Origin of the sequence: Sphingomonas sediminicola (assembly GCF_049991885.1) — a bacterium.
Taxonomy (GTDB): Bacteria; Pseudomonadota; Alphaproteobacteria; order Sphingomonadales; family Sphingomonadaceae; genus Sphingomicrobium; species Sphingomicrobium sediminicola.
In genome coordinates this window covers 1,079,589-1,101,480 of record NZ_CP178916.1, presented here as the reverse complement: position 1 = coordinate 1,101,480, position 21,892 = coordinate 1,079,589, and the positions used below count along the sequence as shown (strand labels likewise).

Annotated in this window: 20 protein-coding genes and 1 tRNA gene; 8 read left to right on the top strand and 13 right to left on the bottom strand. The window is 63.0% G+C overall.

Features of this window, described 5'->3' with window-relative positions; translation table 11 throughout:
* Nucleotides 1–9 precede the first annotated feature (9 nt).
* Entirely contained in the window at nucleotides 10–2,538 is a 2,529-nt protein-coding gene (locus tag ACMC5O_RS05745) for a CehA/McbA family metallohydrolase (RefSeq protein ID WP_426693412.1), read from the top strand.
* 18 nt (nucleotides 2,539–2,556) lie between these two features.
* Here ACMC5O_RS05745 and ACMC5O_RS05740 read toward each other — a convergent pair whose 3' ends face one another.
* The 7 genes from ACMC5O_RS05740 to ACMC5O_RS05710 all read right to left on the bottom strand — a co-directional run bounded on the left by ACMC5O_RS05740 (nucleotide 2,557) and on the right by ACMC5O_RS05710 (nucleotide 8,952).
* Nucleotides 2,557–3,180 (bottom strand): hypothetical protein, encoded by a 624-nt coding sequence (locus ACMC5O_RS05740; RefSeq protein ID WP_187709561.1) that lies wholly within the window; start codon nucleotides 3,178–3,180, stop codon nucleotides 2,557–2,559.
* A 99-nt stretch (nucleotides 3,181–3,279) separates the two neighbouring features.
* Nucleotides 3,280–3,355, bottom strand: a tRNA-Lys gene (locus ACMC5O_RS05735).
* 100 nt (nucleotides 3,356–3,455) lie between these two features.
* Nucleotides 3,456–4,568 (bottom strand): rod shape-determining protein RodA, encoded by a 1,113-nt coding sequence (gene rodA, locus ACMC5O_RS05730; RefSeq protein ID WP_426693411.1) that lies wholly within the window; start codon nucleotides 4,566–4,568, stop codon nucleotides 3,456–3,458.
* Nucleotides 4,565–6,493, bottom strand: coding sequence for a penicillin-binding protein 2 (gene mrdA / locus ACMC5O_RS05725; RefSeq protein WP_426693410.1), 1,929 nt, complete (start codon nucleotides 6,491–6,493; stop codon nucleotides 4,565–4,567). Before mrdA ends, rodA begins: the two co-directional genes overlap by 4 nt.
* A complete protein-coding gene (mreD, locus tag ACMC5O_RS05720; RefSeq protein ID WP_187709562.1) occupies nucleotides 6,490–7,011 on the bottom strand; it encodes a rod shape-determining protein MreD in 522 nt (173 codons plus the stop codon). The genes mrdA and mreD overlap by 4 nt, the downstream gene beginning before the upstream one ends.
* Nucleotides 7,011–7,895 (bottom strand): rod shape-determining protein MreC, encoded by an 885-nt coding sequence (gene mreC, locus ACMC5O_RS05715; protein ID WP_426693409.1) that lies wholly within the window; start codon nucleotides 7,893–7,895, stop codon nucleotides 7,011–7,013. Before mreC ends, mreD begins: the two co-directional genes overlap by 1 nt.
* Nucleotides 7,896–7,908: 13 nt before the next feature.
* A complete protein-coding gene (locus ACMC5O_RS05710) occupies nucleotides 7,909–8,952 on the bottom strand; it encodes a rod shape-determining protein (RefSeq protein ID WP_187709564.1) in 1,044 nt (347 codons plus the stop codon).
* A gap of 153 nt (nucleotides 8,953–9,105) precedes the next feature.
* Here ACMC5O_RS05710 and mutL point away from each other — a divergent pair, with 153 nt between their 5' ends.
* Complete coding sequence (gene mutL, locus ACMC5O_RS05705) at nucleotides 9,106–10,875, top strand: DNA mismatch repair endonuclease MutL (protein WP_426693408.1); 1,770 nt, start codon at nucleotides 9,106–9,108, stop codon at nucleotides 10,873–10,875.
* A 70-nt stretch (nucleotides 10,876–10,945) separates the two neighbouring features.
* Nucleotides 10,946–11,134, top strand: coding sequence for a hypothetical protein (locus ACMC5O_RS05700; protein ID WP_187709565.1), 189 nt, complete (start codon nucleotides 10,946–10,948; stop codon nucleotides 11,132–11,134).
* On the opposite strand, the gene ilvC is transcribed toward ACMC5O_RS05700, so the two are convergent.
* Both ilvC and miaA read right to left on the bottom strand, forming a co-directional pair.
* Entirely contained in the window at nucleotides 11,131–12,108 is a 978-nt protein-coding gene (gene ilvC, locus ACMC5O_RS05695) for a ketol-acid reductoisomerase (RefSeq protein ID WP_187709566.1), read from the bottom strand. The two genes, ACMC5O_RS05700 and ilvC, sit on opposite strands and share 4 nt — an antisense overlap.
* A 10-nt stretch (nucleotides 12,109–12,118) precedes the next feature.
* Nucleotides 12,119–13,054 (bottom strand): tRNA (adenosine(37)-N6)-dimethylallyltransferase MiaA, encoded by a 936-nt coding sequence (gene miaA / locus ACMC5O_RS05690; protein ID WP_426693407.1) that lies wholly within the window; start codon nucleotides 13,052–13,054, stop codon nucleotides 12,119–12,121.
* On the opposite strand from miaA, the gene serB reads away from it, so the two are divergent.
* Complete coding sequence (gene serB, locus ACMC5O_RS05685; RefSeq protein WP_187709567.1) at nucleotides 13,047–13,925, top strand: phosphoserine phosphatase SerB; 879 nt, start codon at nucleotides 13,047–13,049, stop codon at nucleotides 13,923–13,925. The genes miaA and serB overlap by 8 nt on opposite strands.
* Before the next feature lie 3 nt (nucleotides 13,926–13,928).
* On the opposite strand, the gene ACMC5O_RS05680 is transcribed toward serB, so the two are convergent.
* Nucleotides 13,929–14,828 carry an SPOR domain-containing protein gene (locus ACMC5O_RS05680; RefSeq protein WP_187709568.1) on the bottom strand — a complete coding sequence of 300 codons (900 nt, stop codon included), beginning with the start codon at nucleotides 14,826–14,828 and terminating at the stop codon, nucleotides 13,929–13,931.
* Nucleotides 14,829–14,968: 140 nt separating this feature from the next.
* Here ACMC5O_RS05680 and ACMC5O_RS05675 point away from each other — a divergent pair, with 140 nt between their 5' ends.
* Genes ACMC5O_RS05675 through ACMC5O_RS05665 form a run of 3 tightly spaced genes read left to right on the top strand, consistent with a single transcriptional unit; the run spans nucleotide 14,969 to nucleotide 17,675 of the window.
* A complete protein-coding gene (locus tag ACMC5O_RS05675; protein ID WP_426693406.1) occupies nucleotides 14,969–15,682 on the top strand; it encodes an AAA family ATPase in 714 nt (237 codons plus the stop codon).
* A gap of 13 nt (nucleotides 15,683–15,695) precedes the next feature.
* Nucleotides 15,696–16,349 carry a hypothetical protein gene (locus ACMC5O_RS05670; protein WP_187709569.1) on the top strand — a complete coding sequence of 218 codons (654 nt, stop codon included), beginning with the start codon at nucleotides 15,696–15,698 and terminating at the stop codon, nucleotides 16,347–16,349.
* A gap of 39 nt (nucleotides 16,350–16,388) precedes the next feature.
* Entirely contained in the window at nucleotides 16,389–17,675 is a 1,287-nt protein-coding gene (locus ACMC5O_RS05665; protein WP_187709570.1) for an SPOR domain-containing protein, read from the top strand.
* On the opposite strand, the gene ACMC5O_RS05660 is transcribed toward ACMC5O_RS05665, so the two are convergent.
* The 3 genes from ACMC5O_RS05660 to ACMC5O_RS05650 are packed head-to-tail and all read right to left on the bottom strand — an operon-like array spanning nucleotide 17,676 to nucleotide 20,148.
* Nucleotides 17,676–18,566, bottom strand: a complete 891-nt coding sequence (locus tag ACMC5O_RS05660; protein WP_426693405.1) for an aspartate carbamoyltransferase catalytic subunit — start codon at nucleotides 18,564–18,566, stop codon at nucleotides 17,676–17,678.
* Nucleotides 18,567–18,577: 11 nt separating this feature from the next.
* Nucleotides 18,578–19,048, bottom strand: a complete 471-nt coding sequence (ruvX, locus tag ACMC5O_RS05655) for a Holliday junction resolvase RuvX (protein ID WP_426693404.1) — start codon at nucleotides 19,046–19,048, stop codon at nucleotides 18,578–18,580.
* Nucleotides 19,045–20,148, bottom strand: coding sequence for a DUF3089 domain-containing protein (locus tag ACMC5O_RS05650; protein WP_426693403.1), 1,104 nt, complete (start codon nucleotides 20,146–20,148; stop codon nucleotides 19,045–19,047). The genes ruvX and ACMC5O_RS05650 overlap by 4 nt, the downstream gene beginning before the upstream one ends.
* A gap of 767 nt (nucleotides 20,149–20,915) precedes the next feature.
* Between ACMC5O_RS05650 and ACMC5O_RS05645 the strand changes: the two genes are divergently transcribed.
* Nucleotides 20,916–21,803 carry a sensor histidine kinase gene (locus tag ACMC5O_RS05645; RefSeq protein WP_187709572.1) on the top strand — a complete coding sequence of 296 codons (888 nt, stop codon included), beginning with the start codon at nucleotides 20,916–20,918 and terminating at the stop codon, nucleotides 21,801–21,803.
* Nucleotides 21,804–21,892: the final 89 nt, after the last annotated feature.

Here is a 21,892-nt window from a genome sequence, read left to right as displayed (position 1 = left end):
GGAGGATTGATGCAGGGGTGGCGAGGTCTTGCAATTCTGGCGGCCTTGCTGCCTGGCCCGGCAGGCGTGGCGAATGCCGAGCGCGAGGCGGTGCTCAAGCAAGTCGATCTTCCGCACACCTACTACTGGCGCGAGCTGTACATTCCGCAGCTGACCACGGGACCCTCGAGCGCCGTCTTCACGCCCGACGGCAAAGCGCTGATCTACAGCATGGGCGGTTCACTGTGGCGCCAGACGATCGGCTTTGACGAGGCCGTCGAATTGACGCATCCAATCGGAGCCTATGACTACCAGCCGGATGTATCGCCGGATGGAAGAAGCGTCGTATTCAGCCGCTATAACGGGGCTGGGCTGGAACTGTGGCGCCTCGATCTCGGCACCGGTGGCGAGCAGAGACTGACCTCGGGCGACGCGGTGAACGTCGAGCCTCGCCTGTCGCCGGACGGCAAGCGCATCGCCTGGGTTTCCACGCAGGGCACAGGCCACTTCAACCTGTTCATCGCCGACATCGGGCCCGACGGGCTTCGAAACGCTCGGCCGCTTCTTGGCGAGCGTCAGAGCAAGATCTCGCGATATTATTATTCGACCTACGACCATGCGTTGAACCCGTCCTGGACGCCGGACGGAAAGCGCATCCTTTATGTCACCAATAACGAGGTCGCGTGGGGCACCGGCGATATCTGGTCGGTGGCGGCGGATCACCCAAGTGACCGCCGGAAAATACTGAGCGAGGAGACCAGCTGGAGCGCCCGTCCGGAAATGTCCCCAGATAGCAAGCAGGTGCTCTTCGCGAGCTATCACGGCAGGCAGTGGCGCCAGTTGTGGTTGACCACGCCTGACGGTGTTGCGCCGCTTCCCCTGACCTTTGGCGATTTCGATCTTTCGAGCGCGCGCTGGTCACCCGATGGCGAGCGTGTCGCTTACGTCAGCAATGAGGGCGGAAACACGAGCCTTGCTGTTCGGGAGTTCATCGGTGGGGCAACGACGAAGATCGTTGCGAAGACACGGCACTACAAGAGCACTCAGGCCCGGCTGACACTCGACATCCGCGACGAGCAGGGACGCAGCGTTCCGGCACGGGTCGCGGTCCTGGGAAGCGACAGACGGGCTGCCGCGCCGACGTCGTCCTGGATGCACGCGGACGACGGTTTCGACCGGGCGCTCCAAGCCAGCGAGACGCATTACTTTCACTGTCCGTCGCTATGCACATTGGAGGCGCCGGCAGGCGATACCGCCATCTGGGTTCAGCACGGCTTTCGCTATCTTCCGTGGCGACAGACCGTGAAGCTGGCCGCAGGCGAGAACAGGGCAGTTCCTGTGAAGCTGCACCTAAACGACTTGCCCTCGTCGTTCGGGAGATGGCGGAGCGCCGACCTGCACGTCCACATGAACTACGGCGGAGCGTACCGAAATACGCCGGAACATCTCGCCAAACAGACCCAGGCCGAGGATCTGGACGCCATCTACAACGTGATCGTCAACAAGGAGGAGAGGGTCCCGGATATCGGATACTTCCGCGGAACTCCGGACCCGGCGGGCAGCGCCGAGACGCTGATCATGCATTCGCAAGAGTTTCACACCAGCTATTGGGGTCATCTAGGCCTGCTTCACCTGTCAGATCACATGCTGACGCCCGACTTCTCGGCGTATCAGCACACTGCGCTCGCCAGTCCCTACCCGTTCAATGGCGTGGTCGCTGATCTCGCTCATGCACAGGGTGCCCTGGTCGGTTACGTGCACCCGTTCGACTGGGCCATCGATCCGCCTAAGGAGGAATCGCTCAGCAACGAGCTTCCGGCCGACGTGATCAATGGGAAGGTCGACTACATCGAGATCGTCGGGTTCGCCGACCACAAATCGACCGCCGAGATCTGGTACCGGCTGCTGAATCTGGGCTTCCGGCTTCCGGCGGGAGCAGGCACGGATGCGATGGCGAACTACGCTTCCTTGCGCGGGCCGGTCGGCATGAATCGTGTGTTTCTCGACACCGGCGGCGAGCTTAGCCCCGCGGCGCTTCGCAAGGCCCTCAAGGAAGGCCGCACCTTTGCAAGCAACGGACCGCTGCTCGGCCTTGAAGTCGAAGGCAAACATCCGGGCGATACCGTTGGTCGAAAGACCGCTGGCAAGCTGCGTTTCCGAATTGCGCTTCGCTCGCCGGTTGCCGTCGACCACCTCGAGCTTGTCCAGAACGGAAGGGTCGTGAAGGCCTTCGCCCTCAAAGGAGATCGGCGGAATTTTGACACAGCGGGCGAGCTGCAGGTCGACACAGGTGGCTGGCTGGTCCTGCGCGCCTGGAATGACGGATCGGATCCGCAGGTGCTCGATCTTTATCCTTACGCCACCACAAGCCCGATTTATCTCGACCTTCCGGGCGGCCCTTCATCGGTGCCCTCAGATGCAGATTATTTCGCTGCCTGGCTCGACCGTGTCGTCGCCGATGCTGGCAGCCGCGCCGACTATCGAAACGATCGGGAGCGTAACGCCACCCTCGATTATCTGCGGAACGCGAGGGACCGCTTCAGGAGTATGAGCCACTGACTCTGGCTAGAAGCATTGTCAGATCCGCGTTCGTACGGAGACGACCATCCTTCGATGATAGTTCTCGCCTAGTTCGTTTCGGTTCGTATCGTAGAGGCGGAATTCTGCGGTGAACGGCCCACCGAGCGTGCGGCTCAGCGCTGCCGTGAAGCTGGTATAGTCAGGCCCGCCTGTTCTTCTACGGATTCCGATTCCCGCCGAAAGGCTAGTCTTCTTGTCGATTTGGTAAGACGAACCGGCCTCCCAAAATGCCGTGCGCCCGGTTCCAGCAAGGTCATTGGGACTGTAAGTCAGGCTGACCCGCGGCTTTAGTGCGCCCCATGATCTCGACGCCGCAAAATTCAGTTCGAGCGCGACATCATCGACGTCCGGATCGGCGCCGTAGAGATGCTTGACAGTCGCGCTGGCGCCCAACTCCATCTTGCCGAACGATTTTCGATATCCGACGGACGCTCCGGCCTCTCCATCGTACTGGTTAGAGGTAATATTTTTTCCGTAGGCGCCCAAGCGAAGCGAGCCAAACGCCACTTCGGGGCGAATGAGGACCTGCATACCGTCGGTCTGCGCGAGGCCTTTCGAATAACCTCTGCTCGCAACGCTGATCTCCAGCGAAGGATCGGACGGTGGTAAGTCGAAGATCATCAGCGCTCCTTACGGCGTATGAAGTCCGCGTCCCAGACACGGATGTACCGGGCCAGCAGAATTCCCCTGCATGCAGGCAGCTCTATTTGAAGGAAGGAATGGTGGACGCACTAGGGCTCGAACCTAGGACCCGCTGATTAAGAGTCAGCTGCTCTACCAACTGAGCTATGCGTCCACTGCCATTCGGCGGATGCTCTGGCGGTCAAATCTCACCCTGAGCGGCGGGGCCGGTAGCACGGTGAAACTTGGTGCGCAACCGCCGGAGTTCAACCTGCCTACAGAACTCGCGACGTGGTTCGCTGCTGACGCTCCAACGCCATAAGCAAACCAAGGCACAACATCACCGTCATGACGGCCGATCCGCCGTAGCTGACGAGGGGGAGGGGAACCCCGACGACCGGGGCCAGACCCATTACCATCATGAGGTTGATCGAGACGTAGAAGAAAATCGTCGCGGAAAGTCCGGCCGCGGTGAGTTGGGCGAAGCGGCTGCGCGCGTTGTTGGCGACGCGCATCCCCCAGCGAATGACGAAGGCGAAGGCGAAGATCAGGAGGGCGCCACCCATCAGGCCCCATTCCTCGACCATGGTCGCGTAGACGAAGTCGGTATGACCTTCGGGGAGGTAGTCGAGGTGGCTCTGGCTTCCGTTCAGATAGCCTTTCCCGAAGATGCCTCCGGATCCGATCGCGATCTTCGACTGGGTAATGTGATAGCCGGCGCCTAGCGGGTCGCTTTCAGGGTCGAGGAAGATGTCGATCCGCTTGCGTTGATAGCCGTGCAGCAGCTGGTAGACGACGGGAATCGCGACCGCGAGCGCTGCGCCGGGAATGAGGAAGACCCTCATCGGCACTCCCGCAATGAACATGACGGTGACCCCGATGAACGAGATCATCAGCGCGGTACCGAGATCCGGCTGAAGAATGATCAGGCCTACCGGGACACCTATCAGCGCGGCGGCAGGCCAGATCGCTCGCCACTTGCGGATGTCGCCAGCTGGCAGCAGCTCGTAGAAGCGCGCGAGCACCAGGACGATGCCCAATTTCATGAATTCACTCGGCTGCAGCCGGATGATGCCAAGGTCGATCCAGCGCTGAGCGCCTTTGCCGACAAAACCGACCGCCTCGACAACGACGAGCATCACGAGAACCGCGCCGTAAAGCGGGAAGGCCACTTTCTTGATCGTGGCCTCGCTACTCCACGACATCGTGATGGCGATGGCCAGGAAGAAGAGGATAACGATGGCCTGTTTCGTCGCCCAAGGCTGCGCCGAGCCCCCGGCGGCCGAATAAAGCGTGATGATGCCGATCCCGGAGATCCCGGCGATCAGGAAGATCAAGCGCCACGGAAGCCGTGCCAGCGGCTGGGGAATGATGGCTGACGAGATCATGTCGTCGGCCCCGCGGGCGGCGTTGGAGTCGGCGCGGCCGACGCCGACGCTCTCGCTATCGCCTCGAATTTAGCAGCTTGGCGCGCGTTTCGCTCGGCCAGCGTGCCGCCCCATTGCTTTTCGAGCGGAGCGAGTGCGTCGAACGCCTTCTGCTGGTCAAACAAGTAAGTCATTGAATCGCGTACGATCGGCGCAGCTGCCGAGGCGCCAAAGCCTCCGTGCTCGATGATGCAGCCGATGGCAAAGCGCGGCTTGTCCGCCGGTGCGAAGGCGATGAATAGGGCATGGTCGCGAAGCGCCCAGTTGGATTGGTGGCCGCGTTCGCCGAGACGGAAAACCTGGGCCGTGCCGGTCTTGCCGGCCATCTGGATTCCTTCGAGCGGTAGCTTTGACGCCACCGCGGTGCCGCTGCCGTTGACGACCGCAGCCATTGCCTTGCGGATGATTTCCAGATGCCCCGGGTCGGCATTTAGGTCGGGCGCCGCCTGGCCTTTCTCGGCCATCAGCAAGCGGGGTTTGAGTAGCTTTCCTGACGCCAGTCGTGCGGGCATGACCGCGAGTTGCATCGGATTGACGAGCACATATCCCTGGCCAATCGAGGTATTGGCGGAATCATACCCTTGCCATTCGCGATTATACTTCTTTTTCAGCCATTTCGGGTTCGGCATTGTGCCGAAGCGCTGGCTCGGGATCGGAAGGTCGAACTTCTCGCCGTAACCCAGATACTGGACCATCTCGGTTGTCTTCTGGGGGTCGGTGATAAGGCCCGTGGCCCAGAAATAGGTGTTGCAGCTTCGTTCGATCGCGGAATGCATATCCATCGACCCATGCACCGCGTCGCATCGGAAGTACCGATTCCCGATCTGATAACCGCCTGGGCAGTGGACGCGTCTGTTGGGGTCTATGCCTTGTTGAAGGAACGCGAGCGCCATTGCGGGCTTGATTGTCGATCCTGACGGATAGAGGCCCTGGGCCACCTTGTTCAGCAATGGAATGTGGTCGTCTTCGGACAGCATTTTCCATTCGGTTCGGCCGATACCATCGCTAAAACTATTGGGGTCGAACGCCGGCATTGAGACGAATGCAAGCATGTCGCCGCTCGACACGTCCATGGCGACGAGGGCACCCGACTGGTCGCCCATTCGCCGGGCGGCATATTGCTGCAGCCCGGCGTCGATGGTCAGCTGGACGGTGTTGCCGCTGCGATCCGGCTTGGGCTCGAGCTCGCGGACGAGCTTGCCGCGCGAAGTAAGCTCCACGCGCTGCCCGCCCGGGGTTCCGCGAAGACGAGGTTCCAGAGTTTTTTCAAGGCCTTCCTTGCCAATCTTGAATCCCGGAGTGATGAGCAGCGGGTTCTTGTCCTTCTCATAATCGGCGGCCGAAGCCGTTCCGACGAAGCCGACAAGGTGGGCGACCGCCGGACCGTCCGGATAAAAGCGCGAGAAGCCGCGCATCGGATTGACGCCCGGGAGTTCAGGCAAGCGGACGGTGACCGCGGCATATTTGTCGAACGGCACGCTCTCGGCGACTTCAATCGGCTGGTAACCGTGCGCCGCCTTCAAGTCGCGAAGGATGCGGTCGACGTCATCCGGGCTCAGCGAGAGCAGTTGGCTGAGCTCCCGCAGCGTCGCCTCCGGATTCTCCAGCTGGTCGGGAATGATGTCGACACGGAAGTCGCTTCGATTGATTGCGATCGGCTTGCCGTGGCGATCGACAATCCAGCCTCGCCGGGGCGGGACAATTATTAGCTGGACCCGGTTGCTCTCGGATTCGAGCGAGTATTTCTCGTTCTCGGCGATTGCGAGCCAGCCCAAACGGCTGAGGAGCAAGGCGCCGACCGCGGTCTGGGCGCCCGCCGCAATGGCCATGCGCCGCGAGAAGGTCAGCGACTGGTGTACCGACGTGAACCGCCGTTCCATCTTCATCGCCCGAGCCTCCAGCGGTCCAGTCGTGCCGCAAGCCAGGCGAAGACGGGAAATGCGAGGGCCGCAATCAGGAGCGGCGGGATGATGGTCGCAAAGGGAAGCGATGCGCCCATGATCTGGGCGATCCGCCATTCCGCCGTCTCATTCCCAAACAGCAGAAGCGTCGCAAGGGCCCATTCGAGCCAGTAGCCGCGCCACATGGTCCTCCGGTCGACGAGATCGAGGACGAGCATGGATGCGGTCCAGAGGGCGACGGAAAAGCCGAGCGGATGCCCCGTCATCAGGTCGTTGAAGAAGCCAAGTGGCGCAGCCCACCAGGCAGGCCAGGCGTCGGCGCGCAGGAGCCGCCAACTGATTAGGACCAGAAAGCCGAAATCCGGATACCAGCCGCTGGTCGAGACGATCGGAAGGGCGGTCAGGAGGCTAGCGAAGATGACCGAGATTGCCGGCACAAAGCGTGCCCCGGGGAGTGGGCCCTGGCCTATATTGCGTTTTTGGGCGAGCGCGGCGCGGACCATTATTGCGTATCCGTTGAGCCGCCCGCTTCCTCCGCGACGGCCTCCGGTTCGTATGGCTCCTCGACCATGGCGAAGCTGGTTGAGGCAGGATCGGCCAGCGGCAAGGCGATGGCGCCGTCGTCGTCGAGCCTGACGACGCGGGCAATGGGCACCAGTGGCGGATAGAGGCCGCCGGTCCCTGACGTGATGACGATATCGCCCGGCTTGAACGGGTTGCGGCCGACTTCCAGCGGCCTGAGGTCGATCGTGCCGTCGCCGCGGCCCTGACTGATAATGGGCTGGCCGCTGCGGAGGATCCGAGCAGGTATGATGCTCGCCCGGTCGGAAACAAGCAGGACGCGTGACGCCAAAGCGCCGGTATCGATCACTCGGCCGATTAGGCCTTGGGCAGTGCGGACCGGCATGCCGACGCGTACGCCGTCGGAGGTTCCAGCGGAGAAGATCGCGTAGCGGCGAGGGCTGCTAAAGGATGATCCTACGACGCGACCCATGGCGACGGGCGCACGGCTGTGCTCCCGCAACTGCAGCGTCGCCTTAAGCTCGCGGTTCTCGAGCGAGATTGCCTTGGCTTCGATGATCCGCTGCAGCATCAGTTCGCGCTCGCGCTTGAGGCGCGCGTTCTGGTGGGCGGCATCCCAATAATTGCCGGCGCCCGTAAAGATTCCGCCGACGGTCGCGGTGACCTCCCTTAGGCCCGACGTAACAGGAGCGGTCGCGTCCAGCGCAACACCTCTAACGGCAGCATAACTCTTCGGCGCAACGAGCGACAGGCCGAGGAGGACCAAGCCGATGACCAGACCGGCAACCGCGGCAAGGAAGCTGAAGAAAAGCCCATATTGGGCGCGCCGGGACCAACCTGGGCGCGGCCCCCCTGGCGGCGCCATCAGTCAGTACTCCCTAGGCCGTCTGCAGAACGCCGCGGAACTGCTCTTCCTCAAGCGCTCGTCCAGTACCAAGCGCAACGCATGTCAGCGGGTCCTCGGCAACCGTGACCGGAAGCCCGGTCTCGTCGCGCAGGACCTCGTCGAGGCCCTGAAGCAGTGCGCCACCCCCAGTGAGCACGATACCTTGGTCGCAAATGTCGGCGGCCAGTTCCGGCGCTGTGTTCTCCAGAGCGATGCGGACGCCCTCGACGATCGTCCCAACCGGCTCCGAAAGCGCTTCCGCAATCTGGCCCTGGTTGATCGAAATCTCCTTGGGAACGCCGTTCACGAGGTCTCGGCCCTTGATGTGGACTGTCTTGCCTATGCCGTCAGTCGGCGGCTTGGCGATTCCGACTTCCTTCTTGATCCGCTCGGCAGTGGCTTCACCGATCAGGAGGTTGTGGTTGCGACGGACGTAGGAGCTGATCGCTTCGTCCATCTTGTCGCCGCCGACGCGGACCGACGTGGTGTAGGCGAGGCCACGGAGCGAAAGCACAGCGACTTCGGTCGTCCCGCCGCCGATGTCGACAACCATGGAACCGATCGGAGCCGTTACCGGCATGTCCGCACCGATGGCGGCCGCCATCGGCTCTTCGATAAGGTAGACGGCGCTGGCGCCTGCGTTCGACGCGGCGTCGCGGATCGCGCGGCGCTCAACCGATGTCGAGCCCGAGGGAACGCAGATGACGATTTCCGGGAAGCGCCAGGCACGCATCTTGCCGCCGTGCACCTTATGAATGAAGTGCTTGATCATCTGCTCGGCGACATCGATGTCGGCAATGACCCCGTCGCGGAGCGGGCGGATCGCCTCGATCTGATCGGGCGTCTTGCCCATCATCAGCTTGGCGTCTTCCCCGACCGCCTTGACCTTTTTGACCCCGTTGATGGTTTCAATCGCGACTACGGACGGTTCGTTCAGGACGATGCCGCGACCCCGTACGTAAACCAAAGTATTGGCGGTTCCGAGATCGATCGCCATGTCGTGCGACATCCATTTGAACCAGCGCGTCCAGAACATTCTTCCCCGTCTCTCGCCCTTTGCTCGGTCATCTCGCAGGACAGACCCTGGAGTTTAACCGGCCATTAAAATTATCCCATTGAATGCAAACTGAATTTTTGTCGCAAATCAGCGCTTCGCTGGCCCAGTGGTAATCGGCTAGGAACGGTTAACATGTCAATAAGAAGGCTGCCGTCCGAGCTCGTGAATCGCATCGCTGCTGGCGAGGTCGTAGAACGCCCTGCGAGCGCCCTCAAGGAGCTTGTCGAAAATGCGTTGGATGCCGGCTCGGAAGCGGTCCGAATCAGGCTGACGGCGGGCGGCCTCGAGCTGGTCGAAGTAGCCGACGACGGTTGCGGGATGTCGCCGGACGAAATGCGCCTCGCGCTGGAGCGTCACGCAACCTCCAAGCTGCCGGACGATGTCCTGGACCGCGTGACCAGCTTCGGCTTCCGCGGCGAAGCTCTGCCGTCGATTGCGAGCGTATCGCGTTTCACCCTGGGGAGCCGGGTTCGCGGCGCGGACGGCTGGCGGATCGAAATCGACCACGGCGCGACCGTGGGCGAGGGACCCGTATCCTTGCCACCCGGAACCTGCGTGCGGATCGAAGCTTTATTCGATAAGATACCGGCAAGGCGCAAGTTTTTGCGCAGTCCTCGCGCTGAATATGCCGCTTGTCTCGATGCGGTGAAGCGCTTGGCGATGGCCCGAAGCGACGTGGCGTTCGTCCTGGAGCATGACGGCCGCCGGATCCTTTCGTTGCAGCCGACAACCCCGCCGCAACGGGTCGCGGAGCTTCTCAGCGCCGAGCTGGACCGCAACGGGATCGGCATCGATTGCGAGCGCAACGGGATGGGCCTGACGGGTGTGGTCAGCCTTCCGACCTTCAATCGCGGCCTGGCCGACCAGCAATATCTCTTCGTCAATGCCCGACCGGTGAAGGACCGGCTGCTGGTCGGTGCCCTTCGCGGTGCCTATCGCGACCTGATTGCCCGCGATCGCCATCCGATCGCCGCCTTGTTCCTTTCAGTGCCGCTAGTGGACGTGGACGTGAACGTGCACCCGGCGAAGACGGAAGTCCGGTTCCGCGACCCGACCGCCGTGCGTGGGCTGATCGTCGGCGGGCTTCGGGCCGCGCTGGACGAAGCCAGCCAGAAGAGCGCGACACGCGAGCAGCTTGCCGCACCGGTCCTCTGGACGACAAGCGCTACTTACGACCAGCAGCCCGGGAGAATTTCTGCGCTGCCCACATCTCCACAATCGATGCCCGCCGGCGCCACCGCCGTCCTCGAAGAGGCTCGAGCTCTGTTCGATCACGCCCCCCCCGCTGCCCGCGCCGAGCCCGCTGTCGCCGAAATCCCGAAGTATCCGCTCGGCGTCGCGCGTGGCCAGGTCTCGGCAACCTACATCATCGCGGAAGCTGAGGACGGCCTGGTCATCGTCGACCAGCATGCGGCCCACGAACGCCTTGTCCTCGAGAGAATGCGTGCCGCAAGGGAAGGAGCGGCGGTCGCCAGGCAGCCCTTGCTAATGCCGGAGGTTGTCGATCTCGAGGAGACCGACTGCGATCGCATCGCCGCCGCCGCCGAGGAACTTGGAGGCCTGGGCTTGGAGATCGAGCGTTTCGGACCGACCTCGATCCTTGTTCGCGCGACGCCGGCTGCACTTGGGAAGACGGAGGTTTCCGGGCTGCTGGCGGACATAGCCTCAGAGCTCGCCGAGCTCGGCAGCGCCTTTTCGCTCCAGGAAAAGCTCGACCATGTGGCCGCAACCATCGCCTGTCACGGCTCGGTGCGGGCCGGACGCGTGCTCTCGGTTGCAGAGATGAATGCCCTTCTTCGCGAAATGGAGGTCACGCCGCGATCCGGACAGTGCAACCATGGCCGTCCCACCTGGGTGAAGCTGGGCCATGCGGAAATGGAGAAGCTGTTCGGAAGGCGCTGAATTTCGCCATTTCCGGGCGACATTGAGCAATTCGACTGCTATCGTTCTTTCCGTCCGGAGGAGACGGATCATGGAAGACTCCAGCAACGTCACCGGCGATCGGGCCTATTTCGCCCAGCGTGCAGCCGAAGAGCTCGATCTCGCCTTGTCCGCAAAGGACCATGACGCAGCCGAAGCGCACCGGAGGCTGCAGCGCGTTTATACAGAGCGCGCATCGATCGGGGGCCGGATCACCGAAGTGCCGGAAGAGGTCGGCTAGGACCCGCCCAGCTTCTTCAGATCATTGAACACTTGCTCGATCGCGGACTTCCGCGCTTGCGCACGCGCATTTTCGAGAAGCGGATAGCCGCCGGCGGCTTCCTCGCGGAGCGCCTCGACAAAGCGGCCGCTGCGGACTTCATCCAGCACTTCGCGCATCTTCTGGCGAACATGATCGTCGACGACGCGCGGTCCGCCAAGAACGGCTCCAAGTTCGGCGGTGTTGGAAATGGCTTCGCGCATTCCCGCGATGCCGCGCGCCTCGATCAGTTCCGCGATCAGCTTCAGCTCGCCGACGCATTCAAGGAAGGCGACTTCCGGCGAGATGCCCGCCTCGACAAGCGTCTCGAACCCGGCCGTCAGGATTTCGGGGACCGCGCCCCACACGACCGCGCCCTCGTTGAACAAGTCGGCCTCGCACTCTTCGGCGAAGGATGACGCGATGAGACCGGCCCGCGCGCACCCGATCGCCTTGCCATAGGCGAGTGCAATCTCTTTCGCATGGCCGGTCGCGTCCTGCGCTACAGCCCAAAGCGCGATCATGCCCTTGCGCTGCTCGTAGAGCGACCGGAGCGCCGTTCCCGGCCCTTTGGGAGCCACCAGATAGACATCGAGGTCGTGGCGAGGCCGGATAAGGTCGAAATGGATGGTCAGTCCATGACTGAAGCCGATCGCCCCGCCGTATCGAATCCGCGCCTCCACCTCCTTGTAGATGCCGGCGAGTGCTTCGTCTGGGGCGAGGAACATGACGACGTCGGCTGAGCTTGCCGCGTCATCGACCAGGGCAACCTCGAGACCGGCCTCTTCGGCGGACCTGGCGCTTCCGGAGGCCCCGCGCAGGCCGACGACCACATCGATGCCGCTGTCCTTGAGGTTGAGCGCCTGGGCACGACCTTGATTGCCGTAGCCAAGAATGGCGACGCGCTTCCCCTTCAAGGGCGCGGGGTTGATATCTGCGTCGCGCAGAAGCTCCATGCTTCTTCGACTAACTCTTCACTCCAAGCAGCGCCAGCGCGTCGCTCAAAGTCGTATGCGTCATGGGTTCGCGAAACCGCGGCCATTCGGCGGGCGGCTGATGGGCAAACCAGGTGTACTGCCGTTTCGCATAGCGCCGTGTAGCTTGTTGACCGGCGGCGATGGCTTCTTCCTGAGTGACGTCGCCTTTCAGCCAGGAGGCGATTTCACGGACACCGATTGCGCGCATTACGGGAAGGGCAGGGTCGAGCCCTCGATCGATCAAAGCCCGAACCTCGTCCGCGGCACCCAGTTCGACCATTTGTGCGAAACGCTCTTCGCAGCGCTCGTAGAGCCAATCGCGCGGTGGAAGCAGGATCAGGGGCCTGAGCGCGATCAGATCGCCGATCCCGCCTTCACGCTGTTCTTGCCATTTGCGAAGCGTCTTCCCCGTCGAGAGGACAACTTCCAACGCTCTCGCGATTCGCGTCGTGTCGGCGGGATTGAGGCGCTCGGCAGCTTCAGGGTCCAACTCCTTCAACTTGGTGCGATTCTTCTCGACCGAGCGCTCACGCACTTGATTGCGCACCTCGGGATCGATCGACGGGACGGGCGCAATCCCGTTGAGCAGTGTCCGCAGGTAAAGCCCTGTGCCGCCGACCAGGATCGGCAGTCTGCCCGAAACGTGAACGTCGGCAATCTCGCGCTTTGCCATTTCTGCCCAGTCGGCGGCAGAACAGGCTTCTACTCCATGGAGCATTCCATACAGCCGGTGGTCCGCACGCTTGAGCTCGCCGGGACTGGGAGCCGCGCTCAGGATCGGAAGATCGCGATAAACTTGTGCGCTGTCGGCGTTGACGATCACCCCGCCGACCTGCTCTGCAAGCCGAAGCGCCAAAGCCGACTTGCCGCTGGCGGTCGGCCCAGCAATTAAAGCGACAGGAGGTTTCTCGACCCGTATGGCCATTGCGACGCTGATAGCAGCCGGACGCCTTGATGACAGGCTGATCGACCGCGCTCTCGGCGCGCTTCGGGAAATCGATCCCAAGGCTGCATTCGCTGCATGGATCGACGAGGGCGATGCGGTCGACCTTCGCGTATCAGGAGACATCCAGGCTATACGCTGGGCCCTCGATGGCCTTCAGGACGTCGACGTCTTCGTTCAGCCCGAGGAGAACAGGTTCAAGCGGCTACTCGTCGCCGACATGGATTCGACGATCGTCGGTCAGGAATGTCTCGATGAGCTGGCCGACTTCGCGGGCCTTAAACGCGAGATCGCCGAAATCACCGAGCGGGCGATGCAGGGAAAGCTCGATTTCAAGGCTGCGCTGCGTGAGCGCGTGGCGATGCTTTCGGGTCTCGACGAAGATGCGATCTCCCGTTGTCTCGCCGAACGCGTCGTTCCTAACCCAGGCGCGGCGACGCTCGTCCGAACGATGCGCGTCGGCGGAGCGCGATCTATTCTCGTGACGGGCGGCTTTGTTTCCTTTGCCGATCCGATCGCCAAGCTGCTCGGCTTCAACGCTGTGCGGGCCAATCGGCTGCTTTTCGACGGCAGCCTGCTGACCGGATCGGTCGAGGATCCGATCGTCGATGCCCAAGCCAAGCGCGATGCGCTTATCGAGGCGCGTGAGGAGCTCGGGCTAAAACGCGAAGAGACTCTCGCCATCGGCGACGGCGCGAACGACCGGCTGATGGTGCAGGAAGCGGGCCTCGGCGTTGCCTTCCGGGCAAAGCCTGCGCTGGCCGAAGTCGCCGACGCGCGCCTCGACCATCACGGATTGGACGCCTTGCTTTGGGTGCAGGGTATTCGGAATCGTGACTGGGTGAAGGCCTAGGAATTATTTCGCGGCGACTGGGAAACAGGGCTGGCCGCGTCCTAACAATGTGCCGCATGCGGCTGAAGCCGCCGTCTTGCTGGAATAGGGGCCAACCTGAAGGCGAGTCACGGTTCCGGCTGTAACTAGAAACTGCTGGCGACCTGCGACCGGTGCGCTTCCCGACAGCTTCCTGAAGAGGGCTTCTGCAGAAGACCGCTGCGAGAACGCTCCGAGCTGGATCCGCCATGCTCCACTTGTTGGGATTGTAGCGGCGACCTGCTGGATCTTCGTTCTCGGAGCGGTGGTTTGGGCGACTTTTTGCGTCGGTTCTGGAGCAGATTTCGCAACCGACTGGGTCTTCGCCTTCTGAAGAGCGAGGGCCACACCCTTCTTCCGCTGCGCCAGCGGGATGATCTCATCCATCTGTGCAAGCGTGTTCCTGGCCGGCTCGAGCCCTTGGGCGGCCGAGCGGCTTACATAGGCGTACCCGAGCACCGGGTCTTGCGCGACGCCATCGCCGTTGAAGAGCGCGGTCCCGTACACGAGCATGGCACGCGGATCGCCCTTCTCGGAACCCATCTTCAGCCACTTCAGGCCTTCTGCCTGATTACCGTTCTGGAAGAGGAGGAGCCCGAGCGTGGTCTGAGCGTCCACGTGATCCTTTCGCGCGGCCTGCTCGAGCCAAGTCTGCGCCGTGCCCAGATCGACCAACACACCGCGACCCAACCGATAGGCCTGGCCCATGTTGAACGAGGCGTCGGGATCGCCTGCCTGGGCAAGAGGGCGCCAGATTGCGACGGCGCCCGCATAATCGCCCCGCTGCCAGGCATCGATACCGGCCTTCACGTTTTGCGCGCTTGCGGGGGCCGCCCACACAAGCGACGCACCGAATAAAGCTGCGCTCCAATACTTCGACCGCATACGTCCGCGACTCCCCGTAACCGCGGAGGGTAATCAAGCGCGACCAAGCCGCAACAGTATCTTGAGGATGTTAACCAGATTTTAGAGCCTTGAGTGTCACTCCCGGCGCTGAATTGACGGCATACGGCGAGGGGAAAAGCATGCGCGTTCTGGCTATGGCATCGCAGAAGGGCGGGTCGGGTAAAACGACTTTGTCCGGACATCTTGCGGTGCAGGCGCAGCTAGCGGGGGCCGGTCCGGTCTGCCTTATCGACATCGATCCGCAGGGAAGCCTTGCCGACTGGTGGAACGAGCGCGAAGCCGAAATGCCGGCCTTTGCGCAAACCACCGTCGCTCGCCTTGCTTCGGACCTCGAAGTCCTTCGCCAGCAGGGCTTCCGCCTCGCTGTCATCGACACTCCGCCGGCCATCACGATGGCCATTCAGAGCGTTATCGCCGTTGCCGAACTGATCGTAATCCCAACCCGGCCGAGCCCGCACGACCTTCGCGCCGTCGGCGCCACGGTCGATCTCTGCGATCGTGCCGGCAAGCCACTGATCTTTGTCGTCAACGCGGCAACTCCGAAAGCCAAGATCACGTACGAGGCGGCTGTTGCGCTTTCGCAGCACGGCACCGTCGCGCCGGTCACCCTTCACCATCGCACCGACTATGCGGCCTCGATGATCGATGGCCGCACGGTCATGGAAATCGATCCGAAGGGGCGCTCGGCCCAGGAAGTGATCGAGCTGTGGGACTACATCTCGGATCGCCTCGAAAAGAATTTCCGCCGTACCGTGTTTGCGGCCCCCGGAGCTCAGGCTCCAGTTTCGCCTCGCCCGGTTGGCGGCTTCGGCCGTCGTGTGGCCGGCCAGTAAGGAGGCCGTGTAAGTGAAATCCGAACCGAAGCCTTTCGCTTCTCTCTCTTCCGGCCTGCTGGCTCGCAAGGGCGGTGCGCGCCCCGCGATGCGGCCCCAGGGATTTGGTCAGATCGGCGGAAATCTCGAAGATCTTGGCTGGAATGACATGGGGTTCGAGGCACCAAAGCCTGCCGAGGCTCCGCGCGACTCCGAGCATGATGCCTTCGGTGAGCCGATTGCCGAGCATCCCGCTCTCCATGGCCACGCTGGCCTGACGCCGGTGAATTCGCCGGTGCATACGCAGCAGGCGGAAATCGAAGACCGGTTCAACGAGCCGGAAGGCGCGACGGACGAAGGCGAAGTGGTCGATGACACCGCCGAGATCGTCGAAGAATCTGATGAGCTGCCGGTGCAGCCTGTCGAAGCCCGGGCACCCATGTACGTGGTGCCTTCTGCTCCGGCTCCGGTCGCTCGTCGTGCTCCGAGTCCGCGCGCGGCTCCGGGCAGCAAGGGGAAGGCTGCGTTCACCCTCCGGCTCGATCCCGAGCGTCATCTGAAGCTGCGTCTGGCCTGTGCCCTCAACGGGCGCTCGGCTCAGCTTCTCGTAACCGACGCTCTCGATCTGTTCCTCGATGGAATGCCTGAGCTGGAGGCAATGGCCGAAAAGGCCAAACGCAACGGGTAAGCACTGGCCTGGCGAGGCCGAATGCAAGGGGTAAGGCAAATGAAACCGCTTCGCTTGGGAACCGCAGTATCGGCCGTCGCTCTCGCCGGCATACTGGCGGGATGCGCAGCTCCAATGTCTCGCAATGCTTCGGTCGCGAAAGGCAAGGCGAATCTGGCCTATGCTCTGCGGGCGCAGATGGCCATCGGCTCCGGTGATTACACTTCGGCCGTCGATCTCGCCGAGCGCGCTGCCGAGAGCAGCCCGCAGGATGCCGGCATTCGTGGCCTCCTCGGCAACGCCTATTTCGGTGCCGGGCGCTTCGCTTCTGCTGAAGCCGCCTACAATGACTCGCTCGCGCTGGCTCCGGGTCAGCCGCAGATCATCCTGAAGCGCGTGCTCGTCCAGATCGCCCAAGGCAAGAACGGCGAGGCAGTTGCCGCGCTGCAGGCTGCTCAGGGCATGATCGATCCGGCCGATTACGGTCTCGCGCTCGCTCTTGCGGGCCAGCCGTATGACGCAGTCCAGGTCCTCGAAACCGCGGCCCGTGCACAAGGTGCCGACTCTCGCGTCCGTCAGAACCTGGCGCTGGCCCATGCGCTCGCTGGTGACTGGGCTGCCGCCCGCACGATTGCGGCGCAGGATCTCTCCGCCGACCTCGTCGACGCACGTGTACAGCAGTGGATGGCGCTCGCGAAGCCAGCTCACGCCTACGACCAGGTTGCCGCCCTTGTCGGCGTCAGCCCTGCGGCGGCCGATCCGGGCCAGCCGGTCCGTCTCGCTCTCGTGCAAGGCGATACGCGCGTTGCTGAGGCCGCTCCGGCTCCGGCACCTGTCCAGGTCGTCGCCGAGGCTGCGAACGTCCCGACTTACGAAACCCCGGTGTCGCAACCGGATGCACTGGCTCCTGCTCCTGCACCAGAAGTGCCGACCGTTCGCGAGGCAGTCGCCTCGGCAGCAGCCATCTCGCCGGAAGCTCCGGCGGCCTATGCCATGGCTTCCAACTTTGCTCCGAAGCCCAAGCCGGCGAAGGCCAAGAAGCCCGCCGCGGCCCGTCCGAGCCTCGGCAGTGCCAAGGGCGTCGTCCAGCTCGGCGCGTTCAGCTCCGAGGAGCGGGTGTCGCTCGCCTGGGACAAGCTGACCCGTCGCTTCCCGACGCTTCGCAACTATTCGCCGGTCAGCGCTCGCTTCGACGGTCCGCGCGGCACGGTCTATCGCCTGTCGATCCGCGGTTTCGCGAACCAGCAGGAAGCGATTTCGCGCTGCCAGATCCTGCGTGGCAAAGGCGGAAGCTGCTTCGTGCGTTCGACTGCCGGCGATTCGCCGATCCAGTTCGCGTCGCGCTGATCAGCTAGACGTCACCAGCTCGAGGCAGGCCATTCGAGTGGCCACTCCGGCCTCGACCTGAAGCAAGATCAAGGAACGTTCGGGATCGTCGGCGACATCGTCGGCGATCTCGACGTTTCTGTTCATCGGGCCCGGATGCATGACAACGGCCCCCGGCGCGGCCTTGGCCAGCCGATCCACAGTCAGTCCGTAGCGAGACAGATATTCGCCGGGGGCATCGCCGAGCTCTTCCTCGAGCCGCTCTCGCTGGACGCGGAGCATCATGACCACGTCCGCACCCTTGATCGCCTCGTCGATCGACAGGGCGGGGGCATCACTCGGCAATAGGGAAGGCGGCCCAGCAAGCCTCACCTCAGCGCCGAGGCGTGGCAGGAGCTTGGCGTTGGAGCGAGCGACGCGGCTGTGGCGAATGTCGCCACAGATTGCGATCTTAAGTCCTTCGACCCGTCCGAAGCGGATGGAGATCGCAAGCGCGTCCAGCAGGGCCTGAGTCGGATGCTCGTTGGTGCCGTCGCCGGCATTGATGACGGCGCAATCCATCAACTCGGTCATGCGGGCCGGAGCGCCGTTCTCGCGATGCCGGACCACGATGACGTCCGGCCGCATCGCATTGAGCGTCCGCGCCGTGTCGTCGAAGGTCTCGCCCTTCTTGATCGAGGATTGCTCGACGGGGAGGAACACGGGCGAAGCGCCTAGCCGATGGGCGGCGGTCGCAAAGGACATCGCCGTTCGCGTCGAGTTCTCGTAAAACAGGTTGAAGACGAGCTTGTCGTGCAGGCTCTTGTCCTGCCCCCGAGAATTCGAGCGGTTGTACTCGAACCAGCGCTCACCACGATCGAGTATGGTCTCGATCTGGCCGTCGCTCAGCGAATCGATTGAAATCAGGTCCACGAGCCCGTCGCCTAATGGCGCTGCGCCAGATTCGCCAGCGCGTCGATTGCGCCTTGCAGAATGTGAGCGGCCGCGAGGGCGTCGACCTTCTCGGCGCGCTTGGCCCGGCTGACGTCCGCTTCGATCATCGCCCGCTCCACCGCCTGGGTGGACCAGCGCTCGTCCCAGAGGAGGATCGGAATGTTTAAAGGAGCCAGGTTGCGGGCGAAGGCGCGGACGGACTGCGTCCGCGGGGAATCGCTTCCGTCCATGTTGAGGGGCAGTCCCAGGACAAGGCCCGTAACCTGTTCGCGCTCAACGAATTTTCGAAGTGCTTCGAGGTCTGCCGTGAACTTGGTCCGACGGATCGTTTCGGATGGCCCGGCAAAGCTCCAGCCCAAATCGCAGACCGCCAGTCCGACGGTCTTCGTCCCGACGTCGAGCCCGGCAAGCTTGCCGTGCAAAACGGTCTCGCCGAACTCGGCGGCGCTGCTGGTGATCACTGACGCCAAGCCTTGAGCCTCCGTGCCGCGTCATTCCGGATCGCAGCCCAGAACAAGGCGTAGTCGTAAACGTGATAATTGTTGCCCGGCAGGGCGAATGGCCCAAGCGCAGGAATGGCCCCATCGAGGAGCAACAGACCCTTATCGCAATGCGCTCCGACGCTTCCGGGCTCGAGATGCGCACCGGTCATGCTGCCGTTCGGAACGAGCGTGCCCGGATTGGCGTTCGGAGGCGCGGCGCCGTCCTTGGTGCCGGTGAGCGGATTGACGCAGAGCATGTCCTTGCGCTCGCGCTTGATGCCGGTCGGGCCCTTCGTGCCTTCCCATGCAGTGATGATCAGGTCCGGGTTGGCGGGCTGCCCAAAGCTTTGCCACGAAAGAACGCAACCAGTCTGATCGGGCGAGGTGCAGGCCGACAGACCAATCGCGGGCAAGTCGGCGGTGACGCTGAGCGGCCAGCCGACGACATAAGCGGCCACCAGCCGGTCCTTGAGCTGCGGCGCCCGTTCGCGCAGCAGCCGCGAGATGTGAAGCGAACCCTGGCTGTGCGCGGCGAGAATGATCGGGCCAGTCGGATTGCGCTTCAGGAATTCGTCGAAGGCCGCCGAAACGTCCGAGAATGCGAGGTCCAGCGCATTTTGTGCATCGGCGTTTCGAAGCAGGAAGGCGCCGAATGCGGCCTGCCGATAGCGGGGAGCCCAGACGGCCGCATCCTGGCTGAACGCACTGGCCTCGCTCTGAACGAACAGCCGGGTCCGGGCCTCGGTGTCGGAGTCCGGCAGGAGGGGCGCGTTCCAATGGTCGCGGCGCAGGTAAGTCGTCGGGTGAACGTAGAAGACGCGTGCATCGATCGCGATCGGCTCGACAGGTTGGTCGTTCGCTGGCCGCCAATGCGATGGGTCATTGGGCAGATCCTCGGACGCGATCCAGTTCTCCGCCTTCGAATAATCCGGCTTGCCGTTAGACGGCGCTTCGAAGTGGCCCTGCGGCGTCGCCTGCTTGATCAGCACCTGCTGGCCGAACTGGTATATGGCGAAGGCCCCTGCGACGAACAGCAGGATCAGGATGAAGACGAAGATAAGGAACCGGCGGGCGCACATTGGCTGGGCGCTCTATTGGGCGGAAGAGGGCCGGGCAACTCCTAACTCCCCTCACCTTGGAGGAGGCTGTCCGAGTCGCGGCAAGCCCCGCGAAGAACCGATCCCGGCGGAGCTCGTCGATCCGGCGCAGCTGGGCGGTTGACGATTTCGACGGCGCGCCGCGGCGTGCCTTGTCGCCCTGACTGAGTGAAGTCCGGGAGTTGTGCACTTCCTGCACTTCGTCAACCTGGCGAATGTTCCGAGCGCATGTAAGCGCCGCATCCCAGGCCGCCGCAAAGTCGGGATCGCGAGCCTTGAGGGTGTAGGCGGACTTGCGGCTCATTCCCGCCTCCCGTGCAGCGAGAGTTACAGAGCAATGCGCGGCGAGGGTGACAATGAGGTTACGGCCCTGTTGCCGGGCCATTCGCCATCACGGCGCGGGCGGAGAGGGAGGGCAGGAGAGTGGAAGAAAATGGCGATCCTGCGCTGATGACTGTGTCTCTGAGCGGCGCAAGCACAGGGTTGGGTCTGTAGGATAGCGAATTGTCGTCGGGGGCTGATGTCGGCTTTCGACCCATTGCGGACATTACCCGTCCCGGTCCGGATTAGCAGCTTGCGTGCCGTCGCTTGGTGGCACAGGGTCAGTCACGGCAATCCTCCGGCAGGGCACGTGATTGGTCTTGGACAAAACTGCAGCGCCAGTTTGGCACGAGGATCACCTCCGACTGGCGGTTAAGGCGGCTTGTGTCGCTCTGTGGTCTTGGCACGTTGACGACGATCGGTTCGCCATGGACCAACGTGGCTTTGAGCTTTGGGCGCTGCCCTGGTCCGAGCAAGTTACGTTCGAGGAGCTGTCGGTCAACATTCACCCGGCTGACCGGGACAGGGTTCGCGCCGCGTTCAATGCAACGCGCTCTGTCGAGGGTTCTTACGAAATCGATTTCCGCATTTTAGTGGGGGAGGAAGTCCGCTGGATCTCGGCCCGAGGGCAAGGCGCCGATGCAGGGATTGTCGACGGCGCAATGTTTGGCATCTTCCTCGACGTGACAGGTCGAAAGCAGGCCGAAGAGGGAAGCGAGCTCCTCGCGGGAGAGATGAGTCATCGGGTCAAGAATCTTTTGTCCATCGCTGCGGGCCTGACGCAGTTCACAGGGCGATCCGCGTCTTCCGTGGCGCAAATGACTGGCGAGCTGACTGAGCGGCTCACCGCCCTCGGCCGCGCTCACGACATCGTCCGGCCCCTCCCAGGGGAGCAGGGCAAGGCAGCGCTTCTCGGCGACCTTCTGTCAGTCTTGCTCGCTCCTTACGACGAAACGGCGGCCTTCTCCGGGCGTATCCGCGTCGCGGTTCCACGGGTGGGTATAGGGGAACGCACGGCTTCTACCTTGGCTATGGCGGTCCATGAGCTGGCTACTAACTCGGTCAAGTATGGTGCGTTGTCTTCTGCCGAGGGCTTCTTGGACCTCTCAAGCCGCACGGAGGGAGATCGGATTTTCCTGATCTGGGCAGAAACTGGAGGTCCCCCAATTGTCGGTCATCCCGAGCTGTCAGGCTTTGGCAGCCGCTTAATCGCTCGGACCGTGTCAAGTCAGCTTGGCGGCGAACTCACCTATGATTGGCAGGAAACCGGCCTCGTCGTAACTATCGCTATGCGCATGGAGAAGTTGGCCGCCTAGGAGGCGCGTCAGCCTGAGAGACATCGGCACGTTTGCGAGCGGAACGACGTGGTGGCACGAACGTTGGTTCTTCGACGCCCGTCTGAGTT

Bases quoted from the DNA above. Each gene is read 5' to 3' on its own strand.
- ACMC5O_RS05650 (WP_426693403.1), bottom strand. From the start codon at position 20,148: ATGTGCGCCCGCCGGTTCCTTATCTTCGTCTTCATCCTGATCCTGCTG.
- ACMC5O_RS05645 (WP_187709572.1), top strand. From the start codon at position 20,916: ATGGACCAACGTGGCTTTGAGCTTTGGGCGCTGCCCTGGTCCGAGCAA.
- ACMC5O_RS05665 (WP_187709570.1), top strand. From the start codon at position 16,389: ATGAAACCGCTTCGCTTGGGAACCGCAGTATCGGCCGTCGCTCTCGCC.
- ACMC5O_RS05740 (WP_187709561.1), bottom strand. From the start codon at position 3,180: ATGATCTTCGACTTACCACCGTCCGATCCTTCGCTGGAGATCAGCGTT.
- ACMC5O_RS05710 (WP_187709564.1), bottom strand. From the start codon at position 8,952: ATGTTCTGGACGCGCTGGTTCAAATGGATGTCGCACGACATGGCGATC.
- ACMC5O_RS05700 (WP_187709565.1), top strand. From the start codon at position 10,946: ATGGAAGACTCCAGCAACGTCACCGGCGATCGGGCCTATTTCGCCCAG.
- serB (WP_187709567.1), top strand. From the start codon at position 13,047: ATGGCCATTGCGACGCTGATAGCAGCCGGACGCCTTGATGACAGGCTG.
- ilvC (WP_187709566.1), bottom strand. From the start codon at position 12,108: ATGGAGCTTCTGCGCGACGCAGATATCAACCCCGCGCCCTTGAAGGGG.
- mreC (WP_426693409.1), bottom strand. From the start codon at position 7,895: ATGGCGCCGCCAGGGGGGCCGCGCCCAGGTTGGTCCCGGCGCGCCCAA.
- miaA (WP_426693407.1), bottom strand. From the start codon at position 13,054: ATGGCCATACGGGTCGAGAAACCTCCTGTCGCTTTAATTGCTGGGCCG.
- mrdA (WP_426693410.1), bottom strand. From the start codon at position 6,493: ATGAAGATGGAACGGCGGTTCACGTCGGTACACCAGTCGCTGACCTTC.
- ACMC5O_RS05745 (WP_426693412.1), top strand. From the start codon at position 10: ATGCAGGGGTGGCGAGGTCTTGCAATTCTGGCGGCCTTGCTGCCTGGC.
- mutL (WP_426693408.1), top strand. From the start codon at position 9,106: ATGTCAATAAGAAGGCTGCCGTCCGAGCTCGTGAATCGCATCGCTGCT.
- ACMC5O_RS05675 (WP_426693406.1), top strand. From the start codon at position 14,969: ATGCGCGTTCTGGCTATGGCATCGCAGAAGGGCGGGTCGGGTAAAACG.
- ACMC5O_RS05680 (WP_187709568.1), bottom strand. From the start codon at position 14,828: ATGCGGTCGAAGTATTGGAGCGCAGCTTTATTCGGTGCGTCGCTTGTG.
- mreD (WP_187709562.1), bottom strand. From the start codon at position 7,011: ATGGTCCGCGCCGCGCTCGCCCAAAAACGCAATATAGGCCAGGGCCCA.
- rodA (WP_426693411.1), bottom strand. From the start codon at position 4,568: ATGATCTCGTCAGCCATCATTCCCCAGCCGCTGGCACGGCTTCCGTGG.